We start from the raw sequence: 20,692 nt of genomic DNA, 5'->3' as shown, positions 1-20,692 counted from the left end.
TCGGCAGTTCGATTCTGTCCCGCGCCACCATGGAGGAGTAGCGAAGTGGCTAAACGCGACGGACTGTAAATCCGTTCCTTAGGGTTCAGTGGTTCGAATCCACTCTCCTCCATTTTATAGGGGCATAGTTTAAAGGTAGAACAGCGGTCTCCAAAACCGTTAGTGTGGGTTCAATTCCTGCTGCCCCTGCCATGGCGAATGTGGCGAAGTGGTTAACGCACCGGATTGTGGCTCCGGCATTCGTGGGTTCGATTCCCATCATTCGCCCTTTTTATTCTTGGGGTATAGCCAAGCGGTAAGGCAAGGGACTTTGACTCCCTCATGCGTTGGTTCGAATCCAGCTACCCCAGTTTCTATAATTTATTCTTTATTTTATAGATTGATAATAGTATAATGGCGGTATAGCCAAGTGGTAAGGCAGAGGTCTGCAAAACCTTCATCACCGGTTCAAATCCGGTTACCGCCTTAGTACTAATAAATCAACTTGCCGGCGTGGCGGAATTGGCAGACGCGCTGGACTCAAAATCCAGTGTCCGTTGAGGACGTGCCGGTTCGACCCCGGCCGCCGGTATTGACTAAGATGTCTTCATCTTAGTTTTTTATTGAGAAATTAAATAACATCTTTTATGATGGCGAATGTGGCGAAGTGGTTAACGCACCGGATTGTGGCTCCGGCATTCGTGGGTTCGATTCCCATCATTCGCCCTTTATTCTTGGGGTATAGCCAAGCGGTAAGGCAAGGGACTTTGACTCCCTCATGCGTTGGTTCGAATCCAGCTACCCCAGTTATTCTTTTAATTTGCCGGCGTGGCGGAATTGGCAGACGCGCTGGACTCAAAATCCAGTGTCCGTTGAGGACGTGCCGGTTCGACCCCGGCCGCCGGTATTACGAAAAACCTTGAAATTTAATTTCAAGGTTTTTTATTTTATTTAAATACTATTTTATAAACCCATAGATCAGTATAGGAACAGTAAAGTTTATTAGGTTTGAAAAATTTTTTTGTATAGAAAAAAGAACCTGTATTAAAAAATAATAATATTTTCTACTAAAATATATTGAAATAAAATTTCATAATTATATAATTAATTATGAACATTCTTTGCTTCATCATGCAGTGAATGCTTTCTATTTTATTGAAAAGGAGTGGTTTTAGTGGAAAAGCTGATGAAATGGGTTGAGGAAAAACTTGTCCCACCAATGGCAAAAATTGGTACACAGCGACATTTATTGGCAATTCGTAATGGGGTTGTTTCAACACTGTCATTGATTTTGATTGGTACATTTTTTATGGTTTTCATCAATTTACCGTTTCCTGGGTGGAATGAATTTATTGCCCCTTATTCGGCAACGATCGTTTTACCTTTCAGGATTACGATGGGATTAATGGCTATTTACGCAACTTTTGTTATGGGTTCGGATCTAGCTAAATCATATGGGTTGGATAGTGTGACGGGTGGTATATTATCACTAGGGACGTTCTTTATGTTACAAGTTCCTGTAAACGTTTTAACACCTGAAGAGGCACCTCTTGGCTGGGTCTTACCGATGAGTTCTTTAGGAGCATCTGGGATGTTTGCCGGGATCCTATCCATGATTTTTGCAGTGGAAGTGTATCGTTTCTTTAAAAAGCGTAATATTACTATCAAAATGCCAGAACAAGTACCACCTGCTGTTGCCCGTAGTTTTGAGGCATTGATTCCTGGTGCAGTGATTTTAACAACGACTTGGTTGATTCGAAGCGTCGCGGGCTTTGATGTAAACGCTGCCTTGTTATCGTTATTCGAGCCTTTAACCAATATTTTAGGGAATAATCTGCTTGGTGTTTTATTACCGATGTTTTTGATCCATTTGTTGTGGTCATTTGGGATCCATGGCATGAGTATCGTAGGGGCTGTCGTTCGTCCAATGTGGCTGATTATGTTGGATGAGAATGCGAAGGCGTTAGCAGATGGTACAGCTGCTACCAAATTGCCTTATATTGCTCCTGAACAGTTTTATCAATGGACAGTTACGATTGGCGGTGCAGGAGCCACGATTGTGGTATCAGTTTTGTTTTTATTCTTTTGTAAATCAAAATTCTTAAAAGAAGTTGGTCGCTTTTCCATTATTCCTGGTATCTTCAATATCAATGAGCCGATGATTTTTGGAGCTCCTATGATGTTGAATCCTTACATGTTCATTCCATTCAACTTAGTTCCTTTAGTTTTGACTATTGTCAGCTATTTTGCAGTTAAATTAGAAATGGTCAATGGATTTACTGTGTTGCCAACATGGACATTACCAGCACCAATCGGCGGCTATCTCTCAGCAGGAAATGACTGGCGTGTGGTTGTTTTGATCGTGATCAACACACTGATAGCATTTATCATCTATTATCCATTTGTAAAAGCTTATGATAAAAAGATGTTGTCAGATGAACAAAATAATAGTGGAGATAACGAAATACAAACTGCTTAAGTCTGATTTCAGAGGTGGAAAACAATGTATTGGCTGATTTTATTTTTTGTTTTTATCTTTTTATTAACGATAAGCCAACTTATGTTGAATATGCTGGCTATGCGTCACGTTCACATCAATCGTTGGGTTTGGGCTCTGGCATCATTTTTGATTGTGATTCTTCCAAAGATCATTTTACCGCAGATGAATGTTTTATTATCATGGGGTACATATATACTTTGTGGAATTTTTGCTATCAATTTTATGATCGAGCAGCATAGGTGGTTTGTCACATCGAAGCTTTAATCGAAGTTTTAAATGTTCCAAAAGCAGGCTTGTAAATGCAAGCTTGCTTTTTTACCGTTGTATCAAGAACAATAGACCATACTCCATACTAACTGAGTCGTTTCTTTTCTTTCCGTTCTGCCATTGATGTTTTTTTATATAAAGTTTATGATTGCTTTAACCGATTTGGCAGAAAGAAGGAGATAAAAATGAGCGATTTATCAACAATGGATTTAGAATTAGTGGATGCTGCAACCGAAGTCATTAAATCAAATATTGATTTGGTGTCTTTCAATCATACAGTAGGAGCTGCAGTACGTTGCACAAACGGTAATGTGTATACTGGTGTGAATGTTTATTCGAATCATGGGGCATGTGCAGAAATCATTGCGTTAGGGACAGCAATCAGTCGTGGTGAACGTGATTTTGAGTGTATCGTAGCTGTGGGTGGAGATCATTCTGACATGATCTATTCTCCATGTGGGAATTGCCGACAGTTTATATTGGAGTATGCACCTGATTGTGAGATCATTGTCTCAACAGAAGAGGGGGCTAAAAAAATCAAAATTACGGATCTCATTCCATATGCTTACCACAGATCAGAATGATTTTTATACAAACAGATTCTCTTTTTATTTTCAATCAACAGAAGGTTTAATGATGTTGGATGAATGATTATCGGTATACAAGGAGATGCAGTATCATGGGAAGCTAGTCATATTAAGAGGAAATTCAGCAAGTGGGAAAACAATGACAGCTAAAGCTATTCAAAATCATTTTCCTATGGGGAAGGTGATGCGAATCTCTCAAGATGAAGTGAGAAGAGGAATGTTGAATGTCAAAGATAAAATAGGAAATCCTACACCAGATTTGATCCGTCAGTTGGCAGAATTTGGAAAAGACAGATTTGATTTAGTCCTTGTTGAGGGGATCATGAGCACAAAAATCTACAAAGCGATGCTTATGGACCTGTATGAGAGCTTTCAAGGAAATGTATTTGCTTATTATTACGATCTTTCTTTTGAAGAAACGCTGAGACGTCACAGCCAGAGAAAGATGTCAAAAGAATTTGGTGCAGAACAAATGGCGGATTGGTGGTTGGAGCATGATATACTTGGATTGCCTAATGAGAAGATACTGACTGCCGAATTAAGTCAACAAGAAATGATAGAGAAAATACTTCAGGAGATTGATCTGCAGGTAGACAGTTGATTTTTTATCAAGAAATAATTGGTGATAAAAATTAAAATTTTTATTCTGTTCTAAACAATTATGGTTGTTTAGAACTTTTTTTTGTGTATGATATAAAGGAGAAATAATTTTTTAAAGGGAAGGAAATTGTTTTGATAAAAGTAGATGGAGCATTACTGAAAGAATACCGAAAGAAAAAGGGGTTAACCCAAGTACAATTAGCAGAAGGTATTTGCGAACAGGCAACTGTCAGCAATATCGAAAACAAGAATATGTCACCAGGTATCAACATCCTAAGTGCGCTTTGCAAAAAGTTGAATGTCGAGATCTCCGATATATTAGTGGAAACAGAAGAAGACAAGATCAGAAAAAAATTAAGTGAGATTCAATCGTTGAATGCTGTATCGAAGTACAAAGAATCTTATGAAATTTTACAAACGATTGATCAGAAAAAAGTAAGCAATTCTGATCTTTTAAACCAAATCTTGTTTTATCAAGGACTGCTTGATCATCTTTATGCAAAAAAAGAAGATGCAGCATTGTTTTATTTCAATCAAGTGTTGGAACAAACGACCGAAACAGATATCCATCATTTACAAGCAGCTGCAAATGTGGCCATGATCTATTTGTCAAAAGGAGAATTAGACTTTGCAAAAGTGTATGTGGAACGTACGCTTAAAATCTTGAATGATACTGATTTTGATAATCTGATGGTCTGTGCCGTATATTATAATATCGCTACCTATTACAGCAAAATCGAGAACTATGAAAAAGCAATCCAGTTGTGCGAGAAGGGGATCGAATACAATAAGAAACATAAATCGACCCATTCATTGGAATACTTGCTTTATGAAATTGCTTTTTGCCATAAGCAACTAGGAGAAGACGATTATTTAGAAAGATATATGGATGCCAAAAAAGTAGCATGTTTCAACGGGAATGATCACGCGGTGAAAGTGATCGAAAACGACCTTAAATAAAGAGGTCATGACAAAAGTGTATAACTTTAAGAACACCGTTGATTCGAAAAAAAAGAGATGTGACAAAAACTTTTGTCACATCTCTTTTATTATGGCTTAATTTCGATTGCAGCCGCCGCTTCAAAACTTTTCAACATACGATCTAGTCCATCTACTAATTTCGATTTCGGACAGCCGATATTCAATCGTAAAAATTGATGACCGTTTCCGCCGTAAATCGATCCATCCATAATCGCCACTTTGCCTACAGAAATCAGCTTCTCTCTTAAAAGAGGAATAGCTGATACAGCTTTGGATATATCCAGCCACATCAAATAGGTTGCTTCAAGATCGACAACTTTTACATCTGGCAGTTTTTCCTGGATAAATGCTTTTACATACCGCTGATTGCTTTCAAGATAATGATTCAGTTCATCCACCCAATGACTGCAATACCGATAGGCACTCATTGTCGCTAACATACCGAAAATATTGGTAGAAGATAACCCATCCGCATTTTTTAACTTTCTTTGAAAATGCTCACGTAACCCAAGATTCGGTATCAACGCATAGGCAAATGTCAATCCAGGGAAGTTAAATGTTTTTGTACCGCTGGTGACAATCGCCACTTGTTCATAATTGAAGTGTGTGATAGGTATATGCGTTTGTCCTCGTCCTAAAATGTCCATGTGTATCTCATCAGATATTAAAAATATAGAATACTGACGGCACAAAGCCACAATTTTTTCTAATTCCCATTGTTTCCATACTCTTCCGGTTGGGTTGTGAGGAGAGCAGAGAAGTAGTACTTTGTTTTCTGGCATGGCTAATTTCTCTTCTAAATCCGTAAAATCGATCCGGTACTGACTTTCTTCATAGATCAAAGGATTCTCGACTAGAAGTCGGTCATTGTCTTGGATGACTTTAAAAAAAGCATCATAAGCTGGCGTTTGTAAAACCACTCCTTCCCCTTTTTTAGTAAGCATTTGAATAAGGATAGATACTGCATAGATAACTGTTGGAGTGTACATGATCCATTCTTCTTCCAGTAGTGTGTCAAAACGGGATTGATACCACTGTTTAATTGCTTCTTTTAATTCATGATGATTCCAGCGGGTATAACCAAATACTGGATGGTTCATTCTTTCTTTCAAAGTTTCAAGTACTTCTTCGGGGACCATAAAATCTGTATCAGAAATCGTAAAAGGGAGTAAATCAGCTTCTCCAAATCGGTCTTCAACGTAGTCCCACTGTGTACAGTACGTTCCTTTTCTATTTATAGCGGTATCAAATGTCACAAATTTCACCTTCTATCTTTTTATCCTAAAATCGTATCAAGCTGATTGCGAACAGTTGTGACTTTTGTTCCGATAATCACTTGGACGTTTTGATGATCGAGATGGACCACACCTAATGCTCCTAGTTGTTTTAACTTTTCATCATCTACGATATCTGCATCTGCTAAAACTAAACGTAAACGTGTAATACAATTATCTAAAGATTGGATGTTTTCTTGACCGCCAAGTGCTGCTAAAATTCCTTTTGCATCGTATCCGCCTGTTTTATGAAAGTTCACTTCTTGATCGGTATATTCTGTTTCATCCACTGTCTTGTCACGCCCAGGTGTTTTTAAATCCAATTTTATGATTACTGTTTTGAAGACAATATAGTAAATACCGAACCACAAAGCACCGATTATTAATACCCACCACCATTTTGTGTCATTACCTTGGAGTAGACCAAAAATCACAAAATCTAAGATTCCACCATCTGTATTCCCGATTACTACACCTAATAATGCCATGACCATAAAACCTAGACCAGTCATGACGACATGGAAGAGCCATAATAACGGACTAATGAATAAAAATAAAAATTCGATTGGTTCTGTGATTCCGGTCACAGCTGTCGCAATCACACCTGAAATCAACAATCCTTTGATTTTATGTCGATTTTGTGGTGCTGCGGTACGATACATAGCTAATGCTGCTGCAGGCAGTCCAAAAATAAATGTAGGCATTTTTCCCTGTGATAAAAAGGCAGTTGCACTTGGCGAAATAGGCAAATTGTTTTGCAATTCTGCATAAAAGATATTCAGTGCACCAAATACTTCCTTCCCATCTATAATCGCCGAACCACCAGCTTCAGTAAAGCGTATCATCGAAACTAGAATATGATGAAGCCCGAATGGAAGAAGCAGTCGTTCCCCTGAGCCGAATAAGAAGGGACCAAATATTCCTGAACGTTGGATTAGCTGGCCGATAGCCATAATGACCATAGCGAATAAAGGCCAAATCAAGGGGATGATCAAACCAACAACCCCTAAAACTAGAGAAGTGATAATCGGTACAAAACGAGCCCCTGAGAAGAAGGCGAAACTATCTGGTAACTGAACAGTATAAAACCTGTTATGCAACTTATAAACGATGATTCCAGCAATGATCCCTCCAAGAACACCCATTTCGATCGTCTGGATACCAAAAACCATTCCTTGTCCAGCTTCTCGCAAGTGGTCGGCATCAACTAAACGATTTGTCAGGACTAAGTAAAAATTGATGGCTAAATTCATGACAGTGTAACCGACGAATCCAGAGAAAGCGGCCACACCTTTTTCCTTACGAACTAATCCTAATGGAATGGCCATGGCAAACATGACTGGCAAGTAGGTAAAGGCAAAACCGCCAATAGCAGACATGAATTGGAACACTGCTTTAACTGCTGGATATCCTAAAAACGGTAAAGTCTGGATCATTGATTCACTGGAAAATGAACTACCTAACCCTAAAAGAATACCCATGAAAGCCAACAAAGCAACCGGCAACATAAAAGTCTTTCCCAATCCTTGAAAGAACTCCCAAAAGGTCGATTTCTTTTTCTTTGTATCCATTTTTCTTCCTCCATCTCTTAGTAGTTTTAAGATCTTCAAAAAATGATTGCGTTTTCATTGATAGGTTTATTATAGCTAACTAAAGGAAATAAAAAAGAGGAGACAGATATTCTGTATCCTCATACATGATTGAGTAAGCTGTTTCACTAGAAATAGCAACAAATTATAGCTAATTGTTTTTCATTTGGTCTGCATACATCAAGAGTACTGTATCAAATAAACAAATGACAGAAATTCTTGAACTTAAATCGACACTGTGGTGATAGCGAGTCGTTCCCTTTGCAAATAAGGAAATCGTCGATAATTTTTCCAAGTTACTTCCCTTGGTTGAAATAATGCTGATGATAGGGACTTGTTGTCTTTGAGCAATCTGGGCATAGGAGAGGATGCCTTTTGTTTCTCCTGTGAAACTGACGAAAATAGCTAAGTCTTCCTGATTTAAATTACTTACAGCTGCTTCTTGTTCATCCCAGTCTGAACGAGCAAAAGCTTTTTTTCCTAAAAAAGTCAGTTTTCGAGCAAAATCTGTACAAATAGGGAAGCTTCCTCCTAATCCAAAAACTTCAATAGTATTCGATTGATGGATCAATGTCATCATTTGTTTGGCCTTTTCTTCGCTCATTTGATGGAACGTTTCTGTAACATTTGAAGTGATCTGGTTCGTGATTGTTTGAAAGCTTCGGCTATTTCCTTCCTGTTCCTCTACATGGATGGATTGATCGATGGCGTATTTCAACTCTTTAAAACCTTGATAACCTAAATGTTTAGCCGTTCTGGAGATAGTAGCAGTTGAGACAAATAAATCATCAGATACTTCATAAATCGTTTTTGTTCCAATATCAGACAAATGGAGCAATATATAATCCAATATTTCATTTTCGATTTTACTTAACGAGGAACGCTTCTTTTCTAGTAAAGCAATCAAACTATTGCTTAACATGGATGGTACTCCTTTCAATATTTAACAAAAATAGCATTCGTAACCAAATATCTCTGTTGAGTTTAGATAATAATCTAACTTATTATATAGCGCTTTCACAAAAATGTATATATAATAAAAGTTAGTAAAATACTGGGATGATCTAAAGACAAAAGAGAGGAAGATAACCAATGAAACTTAACAAGTCCATGATTGCTGAACAAAGTCCAAAGAAGATCTTTCTTTTCGATATGACATTCAGTTTGATTTCTTCTGATGGACTTTTGCAAACGCAACGTTTAGAAAGAAAATTGACACATTTCTTTCAAAAAGAGCAAAAAAATGTGTCAGTCAAAGTATATGATTCTAGCCAAATAGATAAAGAAGCAAAGAGAGCAGACATCTTATTGCTCACTCCTTTACTTGAATACGCAAAAGATAAAATAGAAAGTCAGTTCCCTGAAATACCTGTTTTCGTAATATCTAAGGAAGAATACGGAACTTTGGATGTGGAGAAAATAGTTAGTAAAATGGATGATTAAATCAAATTTTGATTGTTCCTCCATTTTAGCGTTTTAAGAAGTCTCTGCTATGTTCAAATGATAATTTTGAATGTAGCAGAGTTTTTTTACGCAAACAAACATAATTCTTAAAATGAATCTACTTGGATGATTTTTGTCCCCATATTTTTGATTTCGTCTAATAATTTTTCAGAGCAAAATTTATCAGTGATCAAATAATCAAAGACTGAAATATCAGCAATCTTGAACTTTGATGTCAGTCCGATTTTTCGATGATCAGCAACTAGAATCTTACATTTGATTGTCTGGTTGACCATCATTTCGTTGATTGTTGATTCATTCAATATTTTCGTTGTGACCCCATGTGCGACATCAATCCCGCTGCAACCAATGATACAAATGTCTGCATTGATTGAAGAAATCGTATTTAATGCGATATCGCCCACCAGTGCTTCTTTTGGGAAGCGCATCTCTCCGCCAGTTAAAATATAACTGCAATTATCTTTGTGAGGAGAATAGTTGATTTTTACGTTGTTTGTAACGACGGTCAAATGGTTAGATTGAAGAAAATCCAGTGTTTTCAATGCAGACGAACTAGAATTAATAAACAATGTATCATAATCGCTAATGTATTTACTAGCTTCTCTGGCAATCGCTTGTTTAATCCTTTCAGGACCAGATTGATCAAAATCAGTCTGGTTTTTGTAATTATAAGAACAATAACCGTAATTGCGGATGATCTCGTTTTTTTCTTCTAATAAATTTAAATCTCTGCGTATCGTACTAATAGATACATCCAGAGATTCAGCTAATTCAAAAGTTGACAATTGTTCGGTTTGCTGAAGTAGTTCCAAAATATCTTTTTGCCGTTTTTCAATATTGACAAGTGAGTTTTTCATGACTGTTGCCTCCTGAAGGTCATCTTGATCCATGGATTTATTTGATTAGTTGTTCATTTAAATATTCATATCTGTCTTTATTATACTGAAACGATCATTAATCTTTAAAAGAAAATCATATAAAAGACAAACAGTCATATAAAAGGGTTTTCATGCATGCGGTTACGCATTAAGATTTACTTGTAAGTCGTAAGAATGATATGGGGGGAGCAAGCAAATGAGCAAAACGGTGAATGAAGTGACAAAAGAAAAGTGGATATTAGAAACATTTCCAGAATGGGGTACGTATTTGAACGAGGAAATCGAATCAGAGGTAGTGGAACCTGGAACTTTTGCTATGTGGTGGCTAGGCTGTACGGGCATTTGGCTGAAAAGTCATGAAGGAACGAATATCTTATGTGATCTATGGTGTGGAACGGGAAAACGCAGTCATGGAAATGGCATGATGAAAAAAGGGCATCAGATGATGCGTATGAGCGGTGTTCAAAAGATGCAGCCTAACTTACGGACTCAGCCTTTCGTAATCGATCCTTTTGAAATAAAAAATGTAGACGCTTTAATCGTCACACACATCCATTCCGATCATCTAGATATCCACACAGCTGCAGCCGTTCATCAAAATTGTCCTGAAGCAATATTCATTGGACCAAAAGAAGTGGTTCGCACGTGGCAAAAATGGGGGATCCCTGAAGAAAAAACGATTATCGTGAAACCAGGTGATGCGGTCAAAATCAAAGATATCAATGTAGTAGCTTTAGAAGCGTTTGATCGGACAGCGTTGGTTACTTGTGGAGATCCGGAAGAAGTATTGAAAGGAAAAATGCCTCAGGAGATGGATCAAATAGCAGTAAATTATTTATTCGAAACATCAGGAGGTACTCTTTATCACGCAGGAGATTCACATTATTCCAATTTATTTGCCAAACATGGCAATGACCACAAAATCGATGTCTGCTTAGGAGCCTACGGTGAAAACCCACGAGGGATAACAGACAAAGTTACTTCTGTTGATATGCTGCGCATGGCGGAGTCATTGAATGCAAAAGTAGTGATTCCTGTCCACTACGATATTTGGTCTAATTTTATGGCTGATCCTAAAGAGATTACTGAAATTTGGAAATTCAAGAAGGATCGCTTACAGTATGGGTTTAAACCTTATATCTGGCAAGTAGGCGGGAAATTCATCTATCCGACAAACAAAGATGATCTTGAGTTTAATTTTTATCGCGGATTTGAAGATGTCTTCTCGATTGAAAATGATACACCGTTTCCGTCGTTTTTATAAGAAAGAAGGGAAGTTTCTTGCTGAAATACTTTTTTGACCATCAATTGATCCATTACCCAGATAAAGAAATCACGGATTGGCGTGAAGCTATCGCCGAAAGCTGTCGTGTATTGATTGATAAGAACATCATTGATCAAACGTATGTTGAAGAAATCATTCATTGTGTAGAAAAATATGGACCTTATATTGTGATTGCACCTCAAGTAGCCATGCCGCATTCTTCAGAAAAAAGTGAGGGAGTTTTTGGAACGGCTATTTCATTTACCAAGTTGAAGCAGCCAGTCCGTTTTGAAAGTGAAGGGGAGAATGAGGAGAAAACGGCCAGTTTGTTTTTTACACTCGCAGCAAAAAATCCAGAAGAACACCCAGAAAATATCCAAAAATTATCCGAATTATTAATGACAGATGGATTGGTTGAGCGTCTCATCTCTACGAACTCCATCGATGATTACCAAGTTGTGATGGCGGAATATAATTAATTGATAGAGGAGAAAAAAGATGGGGGAATTTTTGTTAAGCATTTGGACGTATTTTGCAACAAATATCTTGACGCAGCCAGCGTACCTGATTGGTTTTATCGTGTTATTAGGCTATATTTTGCTGAAACGCCCACTTCATGAATGCATCGCTGGATTCTTAAAGGCAACGGTTGGCTACTTTATTTTGACTGTTGGCTCTGGTGGTTTGGTCAAAAATTTTCGGCCAATCTTGGTTGGACTGAAAGAACGGTTTAATCTGGATGCTATGGTTACAGATCCTTATTTTGGACAAAATGCTGTGGATGCTGGATTAATGGAGACATTTGGCCGTACCTTTGGAGATGTGATGATTCTATTACTGATTGCATTTGTTTTAAATATTTTGTTAGTTCGTTTTCAGAAATATACGAAACTGCGATTCGTTTTCACGACCGGAAATGTTCAGGTCCAGCAAGCAGCGACCGCTTTTTGGATTTTACTGTTTTGCTTTCCTGATCTAGGCAGGATACAAGTATTGATATTTATGGGATTGATTTTAGGGTGTTATTGGGCAGTAGCTTCTAACTTAACAGTAGGGATCACGCAGGAATTGACAGAAGGTGCCGGATTTGCGGTGGCACATCAGCAAATGTTCGGAATCTTTATTTTTGCTAAGCTAGCTGAATGGATGAAAAAGCGGGATGAAAAGAAAAATCGATTGATCAAGCAAGACAAGAAAATCGAAGATATCAAATTACCAGGATTCCTATCGATATTTAATGAGAATATGGTTGCTACTTCGTTGCTCATGCTATTTTTCTTTGGGATCATTCTGATTGTACTAGGCAAAGATTATTTGATTCAAGCGCAATTCATGCAAGAGGGGCAGAGTTTCTTATTCTACATTATGACGACTTCCTTGAATTTTGCGGTATATCTGGCAATCTTGCAATTAGGTGTTCGGACTTTCGTCGATGAACTAACTCAATCTTTTCAAGGAATCTCAAACACGATTTTACCAGGAGCTGTTCCAGGAATTGATGTAGCCGCTACTTTTGGCTTTGGTTCGCCAAATGCGGTAACGATTGGATTTTTGTTTGGTGCTTTGGGCCAGTTTTTGATGATTGGTTTACTGATTTTATTGAAATCACCAACGATCGTCATAGCCGGTTTCATTCCATTGTTCTTTGATAATGCTGTTATAGCAGTTTATGCCAATAACCGAGGTGGATTCAAAGCTGCCTGTCTATTCCCGTTTCTTTCTGGAATCATACAAGTAGGCGGTTCAGCATTATTCGCTACATGGATCGGGATGTCAACATACGGTGGTTATATTGGGATGTTCGATTGGGCGACAGCTTGGCCATTATTTACAGTAGTCATGAAAGTCCTAGGTTATGCTGGAATCGTCGTAGTCGTCATTGGTCTATTGGCTATTCCGCAGTTACAATATCGGAAAAATCCTGAAGGGTATTTCTTGATTGTAGAAGATTATGAAAAATATGCAGAAAAGCAGAAAGCATAAAAGAAATCTGATTAGACAACACTCATAATGGAGGGATTAGGATGAGAATTTTAGTATCGTGTGCAAATGGATCAGGAACCAGCTTGATGATGATGAGAAGTGTAGAAAAAGCAATGAAAGAACTAAATATACCAATTACCAAGATTCATCATTGTGCTATTTCAGAGGGAAAAAGCTCAGCCAGTCAATATGATGTCGTTTTTACACCAGTCAATTTTTTGAATATGTTTACTCAGGCAGAGAAAAAAGGCGTTACAGTTATCGGTATCAAAAATGTGATGTCCGCCAAAGAAATCAGTGAAAAATTTGCTGAAACAACATGGTATCAAAAAAACAAGTGAAAGAAGGAACCAAGATGAGCAGGCCGAATCTACAAATTGCGTTAGATCACAATGACTTAGAACATGCATTAGGCGATGTTATGAAAGTCGGTGATGTAGTAGATATTATTGAAGTGGGAACGATCCTTTGCTTACAGGAAGGACAAAAAGCGATTCGCTGTATTCACAGTATATTTCCAGACAAAAAACTGGTCGCTGATACGAAATGTGCAGATGCTGGAGGAACAGTAGCAAGAAATGTGGCTAATGCAGGAGCAGATTGGATGACAGTCATTTGCTGTGCAACAATGCCAACGATGAAGGCAGCACAAAAAGAGATAGGCGAATTACAAGTAGAACTCTATGGCAATTGGACTTTTGAGCAAGCCAAGGATTGGTATAACATCGGAATCCGACAGGTAATCTACCACCAAAGCCGTGATGCACTCTTATCTGGTGAAGCTTGGGGTGAAAAAGATTTGTCGAAGGTCAGCAAACTGATTGAACTAGGCTTCAATGTTTCTGTAACTGGTGGATTAAATCCAAACACATTACAATTGTTTGAAGGAATCGATGTGTATACCTTTATCGCGGGTCGGGGGATTACAGCAGCAGAAGATCCAATGAAGGCTGCACACAATGTTTCAAAGATGAGATCATTCGTATCTGGGGGTAAGGAAATGGCTCAAATCGGGATTTATGAAAAAGCATTACCCAAAGATATTTCATGGAAAGAACGTTTTTCCCTTGTAAAAGAAATGGACTTCGATTTTATCGAGATGTCGATTGATGAGACGGATGAGCGGTTAGCACGATTAGATTGGTCTGAAGAAAAGATAGCTGAGCTGAGAGAAGAGATGTTTAGCTCTGGTGTACGTATCCATTCGATTTGTTTAAGTGCGCATCGGCGATTTCCGTTTGGTTCTGCTGATCCAGAAAAGAAAAAAGCAGCGAAACAACTAATGAAAAAAGCAATCCATTTGGCGCATAATCTAAGCGTCAAAGTAATCCAAATAGCTGGATACGATGTTTATTATGAAGAGAAATCAATGAATTCCAGAGAAGACTTTATCGAAGGAATAAAAGAAAGCGTAAAGGAAGCTTCTAAATATGGCATCATTCTTTCCGTGGAAATCATGGATGATCCATTTATGAACTCCATTTCAAAATTTTTAGAAATCAAAGAACAGATTCATTCCCCTTTTCTACAAGTATATCCAGACCTAGGCAATTTGTCCGCATGGCCGGAAAATAATCCGACTCGAGAACTTGAGAAAGGGATCGATTATATCACTGCTATCCACTTAAAAGACACGTATCCTGTAACAAAAGAATATTCAGGTCAGTTTCGTGATGTTACTTTTGGTAACGGATGCGTTGACTTTCTTGGATTATTGAGACATTTGAAACGTTTAGATTATGATGGAACATTCCTGATCGAAATGTGGAGTGAAAAAAGTCAAGACTTTCGAAGAGAAATCCAGCAGGCAAAAGACTACTTAAGTTCTAAATTGAAGGAGGCTGGTTATGATGTCTTGTGAAGAAAAAATTGCAGCAATGAAGCAACGTGTCTTTGAAGCAAATCTGGCATTGCCGCAATACGGATTAGTTAAATTGACTTGGGGCAATGTGAGTGAAGTGGACCGTGAGCTAGGAGTCATCGTTATTAAGCCAAGCGGTGTCCGATATGAACGCATGCAAGCAGATCAAATGGTTGTAACAGATTTGTCAGGAAATATAATAGAAGAAGACAGCTTGAAACCATCTTCAGATCTGCCTACCCATGTTGTTTTATACAAAGCTTTTGAAGATGTAACTGCTGTTACTCATACTCATTCTACTCACTCTGTCATGTGGGCGCAAGCAGGCCGAGATTTGCCAGCTTATGGCACGACCCATGCTGATGCTTTTTATGGAAAGATTCCTTGTACACGCCAATTGACGAAAGAAGAAGTAAAAGAAGCTTACGAAGTTCATACAGGGAATGTGATTGTCAAGACGTTTAAGGAAAGAAATTTAGAGCCAAACGAAGTACCTGGAGTACTTGTCTATGGACATGGACCATTCACTTGGGGACACTCACCTATAGAAGCAGTAGAAAATAGCCTGATTTTAGATGAAATTTGTTTGATGGCTAAAGAAAACGAGTTGATCAACCAAAATATAGGTGAAATCCCACAATATTTGCTAGATAAACATTATTTTCGAAAACACGGAAAGCATGCATACTATGGGCAATAGAGATGCTAGGGTAAGGGTAGAAAATTAAAAGATAATACTTGATAGAGAGAAACAGAGGTTGTGAAGAAAATTTATCACAACCTTTTTCCTACGATTAGTCAAGTAAAAGGTGTAAGAAAAATAGCTCATAAACGAAAGCGACAAAATCAAGGCACACCAAATAAAGCCTCGTTCGTAAAAAATTTTCGATCTGGGCAAAGAAGTGGTATACTGTAAGTGGTTTAGTTAATGGTCCACTGAGACCGCGTACGCATAGTCGTACTCTGTATGTGCCCTAACCATAGCGTGCATACATTTCAGAAGCTTGTTCATACAAGCAACTGTGGCAACCTTATCTTTCTTAGGGATAGGTTGCTTTTTTAATTTGTAGTAATAATCGACAATATGATTAGGAGCTGCGCGTTGCTGGCGAATCATATTTCGAATGGTGAAGAAAATAATTTTCCGTGCTTTGGGATTACCACGCTTATTGATGCGGTCTTGGCCAGTATACTTACCTGATTGATACCGTCGGATGTCAATTCCGACAAAGGCATTCAATTGTTTATGGGTTTTAAATCGTGTGATATCTCCTAATTCACCGAGCAATAAAGCGGCTGTGAGTGCGCCGATCCCAGGGAACGTTTGGTACAACAAAAAGCAAGGAGAGCCTTCGGCTTTTTTGATCATTTGTGTCGCCAGTGCTTCTTTTTGTTCGAGTAAATCTTGGAGAAGTTCGGCGTAATAAATCGTTTTTTGACAGTGGATACTGTCTTTTTCAACAGCTGGGTAGGCACACTGTGCATAGTGGATGATTTGATCTGCCTTTTGCTCGGCACGATTCGCGGAGATTTTTTTCCGTGTTTCGTTGATTAGTTTATTTTTTATTTTTGTCCGAGTAGATGCCAATACAAAATCTGGATGGGGAAAAAGACGGATCAATGTCAATGCGTAAGGGGTCAGCCTGTTTGAAAAGAACTGTTCAAGCTCTGGAAAAGTCAACTGAAGGCAGTTGTGTAAATCCATGCGCAGACGAGTGATTTTCTTCTCAATCTCTTGATAAAAACGGGCTAAATCGCGCATCTCTAAGTAAAAATTGCTTTGTACTTCTTTTGGCTGACGTTGATTTTTAAGATGAGTCTGTGCGAGCCGGTGGGCATCCGATTTATCTGTTTTCCAACTGCGTAAGGTGCTTTCTTCCATCTGTTTTTTCGCTTCTAACGGGTTTAACAAACAGTAAGAAAAGTGATGATCTTGAAAGAACTTTTCGACTGGTCTGGAATAAATCCCCGTTGCTTCAAAAACAATCAATGGACGTTCAGGCAAGTGCTGGATCTCTTCGAGTAATGCATGAAATCCTCTTTGAGTGTGTTCGATCTCGTCTTCAAATAAGCAGGTGTCGTCTTTGTATAGGACACTGTAGCTGTGTCCCATTGAAACATCTAATGCAAGAATGTAAGGCATTTGTATTCCTCCTTTTTAAGTTTTGAAAGAACTTTACTGCTTCATTTCGATTCCAATTTCCTATACACGGGCTCATGGCCCCAACATACGTAAACCTGATTCTAAAATGACAGTAAAGAAGTTCGGTTTTTGATAGGGACTCGTAGTCCTCAAGGCTTTGTTCGAACTTTCTTTCACTCTTCACTATAATCTAAAAATAGAAAATAGAGGAGAACATCATTCGTCAATGATGTTCCCCTCTAATCTTAGTATGTTTTATTTATCAAAAAGGATGCATTCTAAAAGGAAAGAGGAATTTTAAGGAATTGAGAGAATCTTTACAGGAGCGTTATACGTGATAGATTAAATAGTCAAAGAATTGTATTATTAGAGGGAGAATTGTATAAGAAAGGAAGAAAAAAATGAATGTTGATTCCCTTATGATCGATGAGATTTCTGAATTATATAAGAGCGTTGGTTGGACGCATTACACAAAAGACACTGCAAGGTTAGCTAGAGCATTTGAACAATCTGAATCTCTGGTAAAGCGTAATGGAGAAGAGAAGATTATCGGAGTCGTTCGTTGGATCACTGATTTTGCGACGATCGCATTTATTCAAGATATCCTCATTCATCCGAGGTATCAGCGCCAAGGAATAGGCAAAGCGCTTTTGAATGAAGCTTTGGAGAAGATCACCAGTTATGGACCAGTCCAAATCGAATTATTGACAGATGATACTGAGAAAACAAAAAAATTTTATGAATCAGTAGGATTTGTTCAAGTAAAAGAAATGGATGCTGTTTCTTATATAAAGGATACTAGAAGATAAGAGGGTCTTTTTGGTAATGACAAATACTATGTATAACGTAAAAAGAAAAAAATGGGAGGATAGATTCAAGTATCACTCAATCTATCCTCCTATCCTCGTCTATTTTATTTTTTTATTCACTTCTTTATCAAATACTATTTTTTGTACATTTGGACTAATATAAAAAATGAATACATGATTTTTTTTAAAAGAAAATGCTATACGATAATTTTTTTTATCAATATTGACTTTCATTTCATATATTCCCTTTGCCGAGCGTGTTCGTATTGGTTTTATACGAAAAAAATTATGGTCTACATGCTCTATGACTTTTTTAGAAATAGTTTTTTTGTATGCGAGATGTACCTCTTGCGGAAATTGTTCCAATAGTTCACTGTCAAACTCAACAGTATAATCCATATTTTGCTTCCTTTCTATACGGCTTAAGTGTTGGAATAAGTCATTCATTAGTTTTTGCACTGTTACTTTTCGATGATGGTTACAACTGCTTTGCCGCAAGTCAGTTCTTTTTCCAGCTCGCTCTTTATTTTTATGGCACATGGTTTGGAAAAAGGTGCTGCTTCTTTCCATGAACCAAGTAAAGGATACTCATTACTCATGCCTTTCACATATTGTTTGTTTTTGACACCTTTTGTTTTTACTTCTACATAATACATTTGATCATCTTCTTTCTTGCTGTTTTTAGTTCATATTCAAATATATGTAAGCGAAAATGATTATGTATCTATATCTTTATGATAAATAAAAAGAATCAATTTAAAAGTTTTTTTCACTCGATATAACTAATTTGAATAATACATATAATAAAAACGGATAGAATCTGTTGCTTTATTGAATCACTTGTTTTAAATAATCAATAGACAAAAGCTATCTCTAAACGTACTTTGTAAAATAATATCATTTAAAAATTATTAGTTAATCGTTAAATATAATAAATTAAAATAAGACTATAACTATTTATTTTGGTTATTGCTTTTCTTTTTCGCATATTATTAAGTAAAAAAATTAGCAGTATCTGTAATATCAGAAGAGGACGATCACCATTTTAAAAGTCATGTTTCTATCTTAAGAAAAGAGAGTAGGTTCTATAATAATGATAAAAATATTTTATGTTCTGTTAATTGGTTGTATCACTATATTGAGTGGCTGTACAGCTACTACAGAAGGTCAAACAAGCATACCTAAAAAAATATCTCTTACACAAAAACAATTAGATAGAGCAGATAGGCTGTCAGGACATTGGTTTTATCATGAAGAAGATACTAGATTCGATATCGAGATTACAAGTGACCAGATCAAAGTAAAAAAGAAGAAGACAGAAAACAAGGAAGAGGAAACAATTTATAGCATCTATAATTATGAAAATGAAAATGGAAAGATAAGCATTTATGGAACAACGGATAAAAGGGAATTTTATATTTCTGAAGTAGATACTGATACAGTTTATATCGGGGGTGGGATAGCAGACATAGAAAGTGCTTGGCGGGTTAAAGCACATAAGCAAACTTTAGAATAGAAATTTTATTGATATCTTTTTCTAAGAAATAGTTAGTGGAGAGGAACAGGGAGGAGATAAATAAATACTGTATAAATTATTATCTGAATGATCAAGAAACTATTTTTTAGCTTAGAGAAGATTCTAATAATAAAAATGGATAAGCTTCTTAATCATTCGGATAACATCTTATGTGGATTTCAATGATGTTTATAACTAACGTAATAAAAACCTGAAACAAAAATAGCTCCGCCAATAATATTTCCAATATAAACAGGGATAAAATTCGAGAGAAATTCTAACCAAGTCGCTTGACCTTCAAATATGGCAGCAGGTATCACAAAACAGTTGGCCACACTATGTTGGAAACCGATTGCCACAAAAATCATGACTGGAAACCAAATCGTTAATACTTTGCCGGCCGCATCTTTTGCCCCATATGATAACCATAATGCTAAACCAACAAACCAATTACAACCTATTCCAGACCCTAATGCTTGCCACCAAGAAACAGCGATTTTATGATCAGCAATATGGATCACTTGGTCGAGATAGACACCTGAATGAGTTAAACCAACAAAATGTCCAAAGAAGTAGGCTACGAAAATTGCCCCAATAATATTTGCAAAAGTAATCACTGACCAATTCTTAACTAGCTGTGAGAAGGTGACTTTTTTATCCATAAAGGCAATCGCCACAGCCATCATATTTCCGGTGATCAATTCACCACCGCCAAGAAGGATGACCAGCAGACCGATAGGGAAAACCGAGGCACCAACTAAACTAGTCAAGCTAGCCATAGATTCTGGGATAGAAGCAGAGACACGTACGTATGCCAAATAACCTAGAGAAATCATGGCTCCTCCGATAAACCCTAAAATCAGTTTAGCTAAGATAGGTTTTTGTATTTTTTTTGCTCCAAGATGAATACTGATTTCCATAATTTCTTCTGGTGTGTGCATGATACTTCGACGCCTACTTTCTTAATGAATTTTCATGTGATGAAATATAGTGAAAA

At 37.3% G+C, this 20,692-nt stretch carries 22 protein-coding genes, 10 tRNA genes and 1 pseudogene (1 of these 33 running past the window's edge); 25 read left to right on the top strand and 8 right to left on the bottom strand.

The window, feature by feature from the left end; translation table 11 throughout:
- From QK255_RS08620 to QK255_RS08550, 15 genes are all read left to right on the top strand, one after another.
- Window positions 1-30 (top strand) — tRNA-Phe (locus QK255_RS08620); it begins 46 nt to the left of the window's first position.
- Window position 31: 1 nt separating this feature from the next.
- Window positions 32-112, top strand: a tRNA-Tyr gene (locus QK255_RS08615).
- A 6-nt stretch (window positions 113-118) separates the two neighbouring features.
- Window positions 119-192: transfer RNA gene (locus QK255_RS08610), tRNA-Trp, on the top strand.
- 2 nt (window positions 193-194) lie between these two features.
- A tRNA-His gene (locus tag QK255_RS08605) sits at window positions 195-267 on the top strand.
- Between the two features lie 11 nt (window positions 268-278).
- Window positions 279-350, top strand: a tRNA-Gln gene (locus QK255_RS08600).
- Between the two features lie 45 nt (window positions 351-395).
- Window positions 396-466, top strand: a tRNA-Cys gene (locus QK255_RS08595).
- A 20-nt stretch (window positions 467-486) separates the two neighbouring features.
- A tRNA-Leu gene (locus QK255_RS08590) sits at window positions 487-571 on the top strand.
- Between the two features lie 61 nt (window positions 572-632).
- Window positions 633-705: transfer RNA gene (locus tag QK255_RS08585), tRNA-His, on the top strand.
- 9 nt (window positions 706-714) lie between these two features.
- A tRNA-Gln gene (locus tag QK255_RS08580) sits at window positions 715-786 on the top strand.
- 15 nt (window positions 787-801) lie between these two features.
- Window positions 802-886 (top strand) — tRNA-Leu (locus tag QK255_RS08575).
- 267 nt (window positions 887-1,153) lie between these two features.
- The gene (locus QK255_RS08570) at window positions 1,154-2,458 is read left to right on the top strand and encodes a PTS sugar transporter subunit IIC (protein WP_002292399.1); all 1,305 of its coding nucleotides are present in this window, start codon (window positions 1,154-1,156) and stop codon (window positions 2,456-2,458) included.
- A 24-nt stretch (window positions 2,459-2,482) separates the two neighbouring features.
- Entirely contained in the window at window positions 2,483-2,743 is a 261-nt protein-coding gene (locus tag QK255_RS08565) for a hypothetical protein (protein WP_002309692.1), read from the top strand.
- Between the two features lie 188 nt (window positions 2,744-2,931).
- Window positions 2,932-3,330 carry a cytidine deaminase family protein gene (locus QK255_RS08560; protein WP_002292397.1) on the top strand — a complete coding sequence of 133 codons (399 nt, stop codon included), beginning with the start codon at window positions 2,932-2,934 and terminating at the stop codon, window positions 3,328-3,330.
- Window positions 3,331-3,415: 85 nt separating this feature from the next.
- Window positions 3,416-3,934: a kinase gene (locus QK255_RS08555; RefSeq protein WP_235043196.1), complete on the top strand. Its 519-nt coding sequence runs from the start codon at window positions 3,416-3,418 to the stop codon at window positions 3,932-3,934.
- Window positions 3,935-4,065: 131 nt separating this feature from the next.
- Window positions 4,066-4,893, top strand: a complete 828-nt coding sequence (locus QK255_RS08550) for a helix-turn-helix domain-containing protein (protein WP_002292394.1) — start codon at window positions 4,066-4,068, stop codon at window positions 4,891-4,893.
- Between the two features lie 89 nt (window positions 4,894-4,982).
- On the opposite strand, the gene QK255_RS08545 is transcribed toward QK255_RS08550, so the two are convergent.
- The 3 genes from QK255_RS08545 to QK255_RS08535 form a co-directional block, all read right to left on the bottom strand.
- On the bottom strand, window positions 4,983-6,179 hold the full coding sequence (locus tag QK255_RS08545) for a MalY/PatB family protein (protein ID WP_025477503.1): 1,197 nt from the start codon (window positions 6,177-6,179) through the stop codon (window positions 4,983-4,985).
- A gap of 11 nt (window positions 6,180-6,190) precedes the next feature.
- Entirely contained in the window at window positions 6,191-7,759 is a 1,569-nt protein-coding gene (gene malX, locus QK255_RS08540) for a maltose/glucose-specific PTS transporter subunit IIBC (RefSeq protein WP_047927865.1), read from the bottom strand.
- A 169-nt stretch (window positions 7,760-7,928) separates the two neighbouring features.
- Complete coding sequence (locus QK255_RS08535; protein WP_002292390.1) at window positions 7,929-8,699, bottom strand: MurR/RpiR family transcriptional regulator; 771 nt, start codon at window positions 8,697-8,699, stop codon at window positions 7,929-7,931.
- 170 nt (window positions 8,700-8,869) lie between these two features.
- Here QK255_RS08535 and QK255_RS08530 point away from each other — a divergent pair, with 170 nt between their 5' ends.
- The gene (locus tag QK255_RS08530; protein WP_283341527.1) at window positions 8,870-9,220 is read left to right on the top strand and encodes a PTS sugar transporter subunit IIB; all 351 of its coding nucleotides are present in this window, start codon (window positions 8,870-8,872) and stop codon (window positions 9,218-9,220) included.
- 107 nt (window positions 9,221-9,327) lie between these two features.
- Here the strand turns inward: QK255_RS08530 and QK255_RS08525 are convergent, their stop codons facing one another.
- Window positions 9,328-10,098, bottom strand: a complete 771-nt coding sequence (locus QK255_RS08525) for a DeoR/GlpR family DNA-binding transcription regulator (RefSeq protein ID WP_283341526.1) — start codon at window positions 10,096-10,098, stop codon at window positions 9,328-9,330.
- 217 nt (window positions 10,099-10,315) lie between these two features.
- Between QK255_RS08525 and ulaG the strand changes: the two genes are divergently transcribed.
- From ulaG to QK255_RS08490, 7 genes and pseudogenes are all read left to right on the top strand, one after another.
- Window positions 10,316-11,383, top strand: a complete 1,068-nt coding sequence (ulaG, locus tag QK255_RS08520; protein WP_002292386.1) for an L-ascorbate 6-phosphate lactonase — start codon at window positions 10,316-10,318, stop codon at window positions 11,381-11,383.
- Between the two features lie 17 nt (window positions 11,384-11,400).
- On the top strand, window positions 11,401-11,862 hold the full coding sequence (locus tag QK255_RS08515; protein ID WP_002292384.1) for a PTS sugar transporter subunit IIA: 462 nt from the start codon (window positions 11,401-11,403) through the stop codon (window positions 11,860-11,862).
- Window positions 11,863-11,881: 19 nt separating this feature from the next.
- The gene (gene ulaA, locus QK255_RS08510) at window positions 11,882-13,366 is read left to right on the top strand and encodes a PTS ascorbate transporter subunit IIC (RefSeq protein WP_002292383.1); all 1,485 of its coding nucleotides are present in this window, start codon (window positions 11,882-11,884) and stop codon (window positions 13,364-13,366) included.
- Between the two features lie 41 nt (window positions 13,367-13,407).
- Entirely contained in the window at window positions 13,408-13,707 is a 300-nt protein-coding gene (locus QK255_RS08505; protein WP_002292382.1) for a PTS sugar transporter subunit IIB, read from the top strand.
- A 14-nt stretch (window positions 13,708-13,721) separates the two neighbouring features.
- A pseudogene (locus tag QK255_RS08500) lies at window positions 13,722-14,362 on the top strand (3-keto-L-gulonate-6-phosphate decarboxylase UlaD).
- Window positions 14,363-14,366: 4 nt separating this feature from the next.
- Complete coding sequence (locus QK255_RS08495) at window positions 14,367-15,227, top strand: L-ribulose-5-phosphate 3-epimerase (protein WP_283341525.1); 861 nt, start codon at window positions 14,367-14,369, stop codon at window positions 15,225-15,227.
- On the top strand, window positions 15,217-15,927 hold the full coding sequence (locus QK255_RS08490; RefSeq protein ID WP_002292378.1) for an L-ribulose-5-phosphate 4-epimerase: 711 nt from the start codon (window positions 15,217-15,219) through the stop codon (window positions 15,925-15,927). Before QK255_RS08495 ends, QK255_RS08490 begins: the two co-directional genes overlap by 11 nt.
- Window positions 15,928-16,152: 225 nt before the next feature.
- Here the strand turns inward: QK255_RS08490 and QK255_RS08485 are convergent, their stop codons facing one another.
- Window positions 16,153-17,370, bottom strand: coding sequence for an IS110 family RNA-guided transposase (locus tag QK255_RS08485; RefSeq protein WP_002329089.1), 1,218 nt, complete (start codon window positions 17,368-17,370; stop codon window positions 16,153-16,155).
- A 401-nt stretch (window positions 17,371-17,771) separates the two neighbouring features.
- On the opposite strand from QK255_RS08485, the gene QK255_RS08480 reads away from it, so the two are divergent.
- A complete protein-coding gene (locus QK255_RS08480) occupies window positions 17,772-18,179 on the top strand; it encodes a GNAT family N-acetyltransferase (protein WP_002292377.1) in 408 nt (135 codons plus the stop codon).
- A 99-nt stretch (window positions 18,180-18,278) separates the two neighbouring features.
- Here the strand turns inward: QK255_RS08480 and QK255_RS08475 are convergent, their stop codons facing one another.
- The gene (locus QK255_RS08475; protein WP_002292376.1) at window positions 18,279-18,578 is read right to left on the bottom strand and encodes a hypothetical protein; all 300 of its coding nucleotides are present in this window, start codon (window positions 18,576-18,578) and stop codon (window positions 18,279-18,281) included.
- 62 nt (window positions 18,579-18,640) lie between these two features.
- Complete coding sequence (locus QK255_RS08470) at window positions 18,641-18,835, bottom strand: hypothetical protein (protein ID WP_002292375.1); 195 nt, start codon at window positions 18,833-18,835, stop codon at window positions 18,641-18,643.
- Between the two features lie 437 nt (window positions 18,836-19,272).
- On the opposite strand from QK255_RS08470, the gene QK255_RS08465 reads away from it, so the two are divergent.
- Entirely contained in the window at window positions 19,273-19,695 is a 423-nt protein-coding gene (locus QK255_RS08465; protein WP_002292452.1) for a hypothetical protein, read from the top strand.
- A 179-nt stretch (window positions 19,696-19,874) separates the two neighbouring features.
- On the opposite strand, the gene QK255_RS08460 is transcribed toward QK255_RS08465, so the two are convergent.
- Window positions 19,875-20,636, bottom strand: a complete 762-nt coding sequence (locus tag QK255_RS08460; RefSeq protein ID WP_002292451.1) for a formate/nitrite transporter family protein — start codon at window positions 20,634-20,636, stop codon at window positions 19,875-19,877.
- Window positions 20,637-20,692: the final 56 nt, after the last annotated feature.

The organism is Enterococcus sp. ZQ21 (assembly GCF_030053755.1).
GTDB classification, from domain to species: domain Bacteria; phylum Bacillota; class Bacilli; order Lactobacillales; family Enterococcaceae; genus Enterococcus_B; species Enterococcus_B lactis.
The sequence above is the reverse complement of the archived record's forward strand: the minus strand, read 5'-3'. Positions and strand labels throughout refer to the sequence as shown.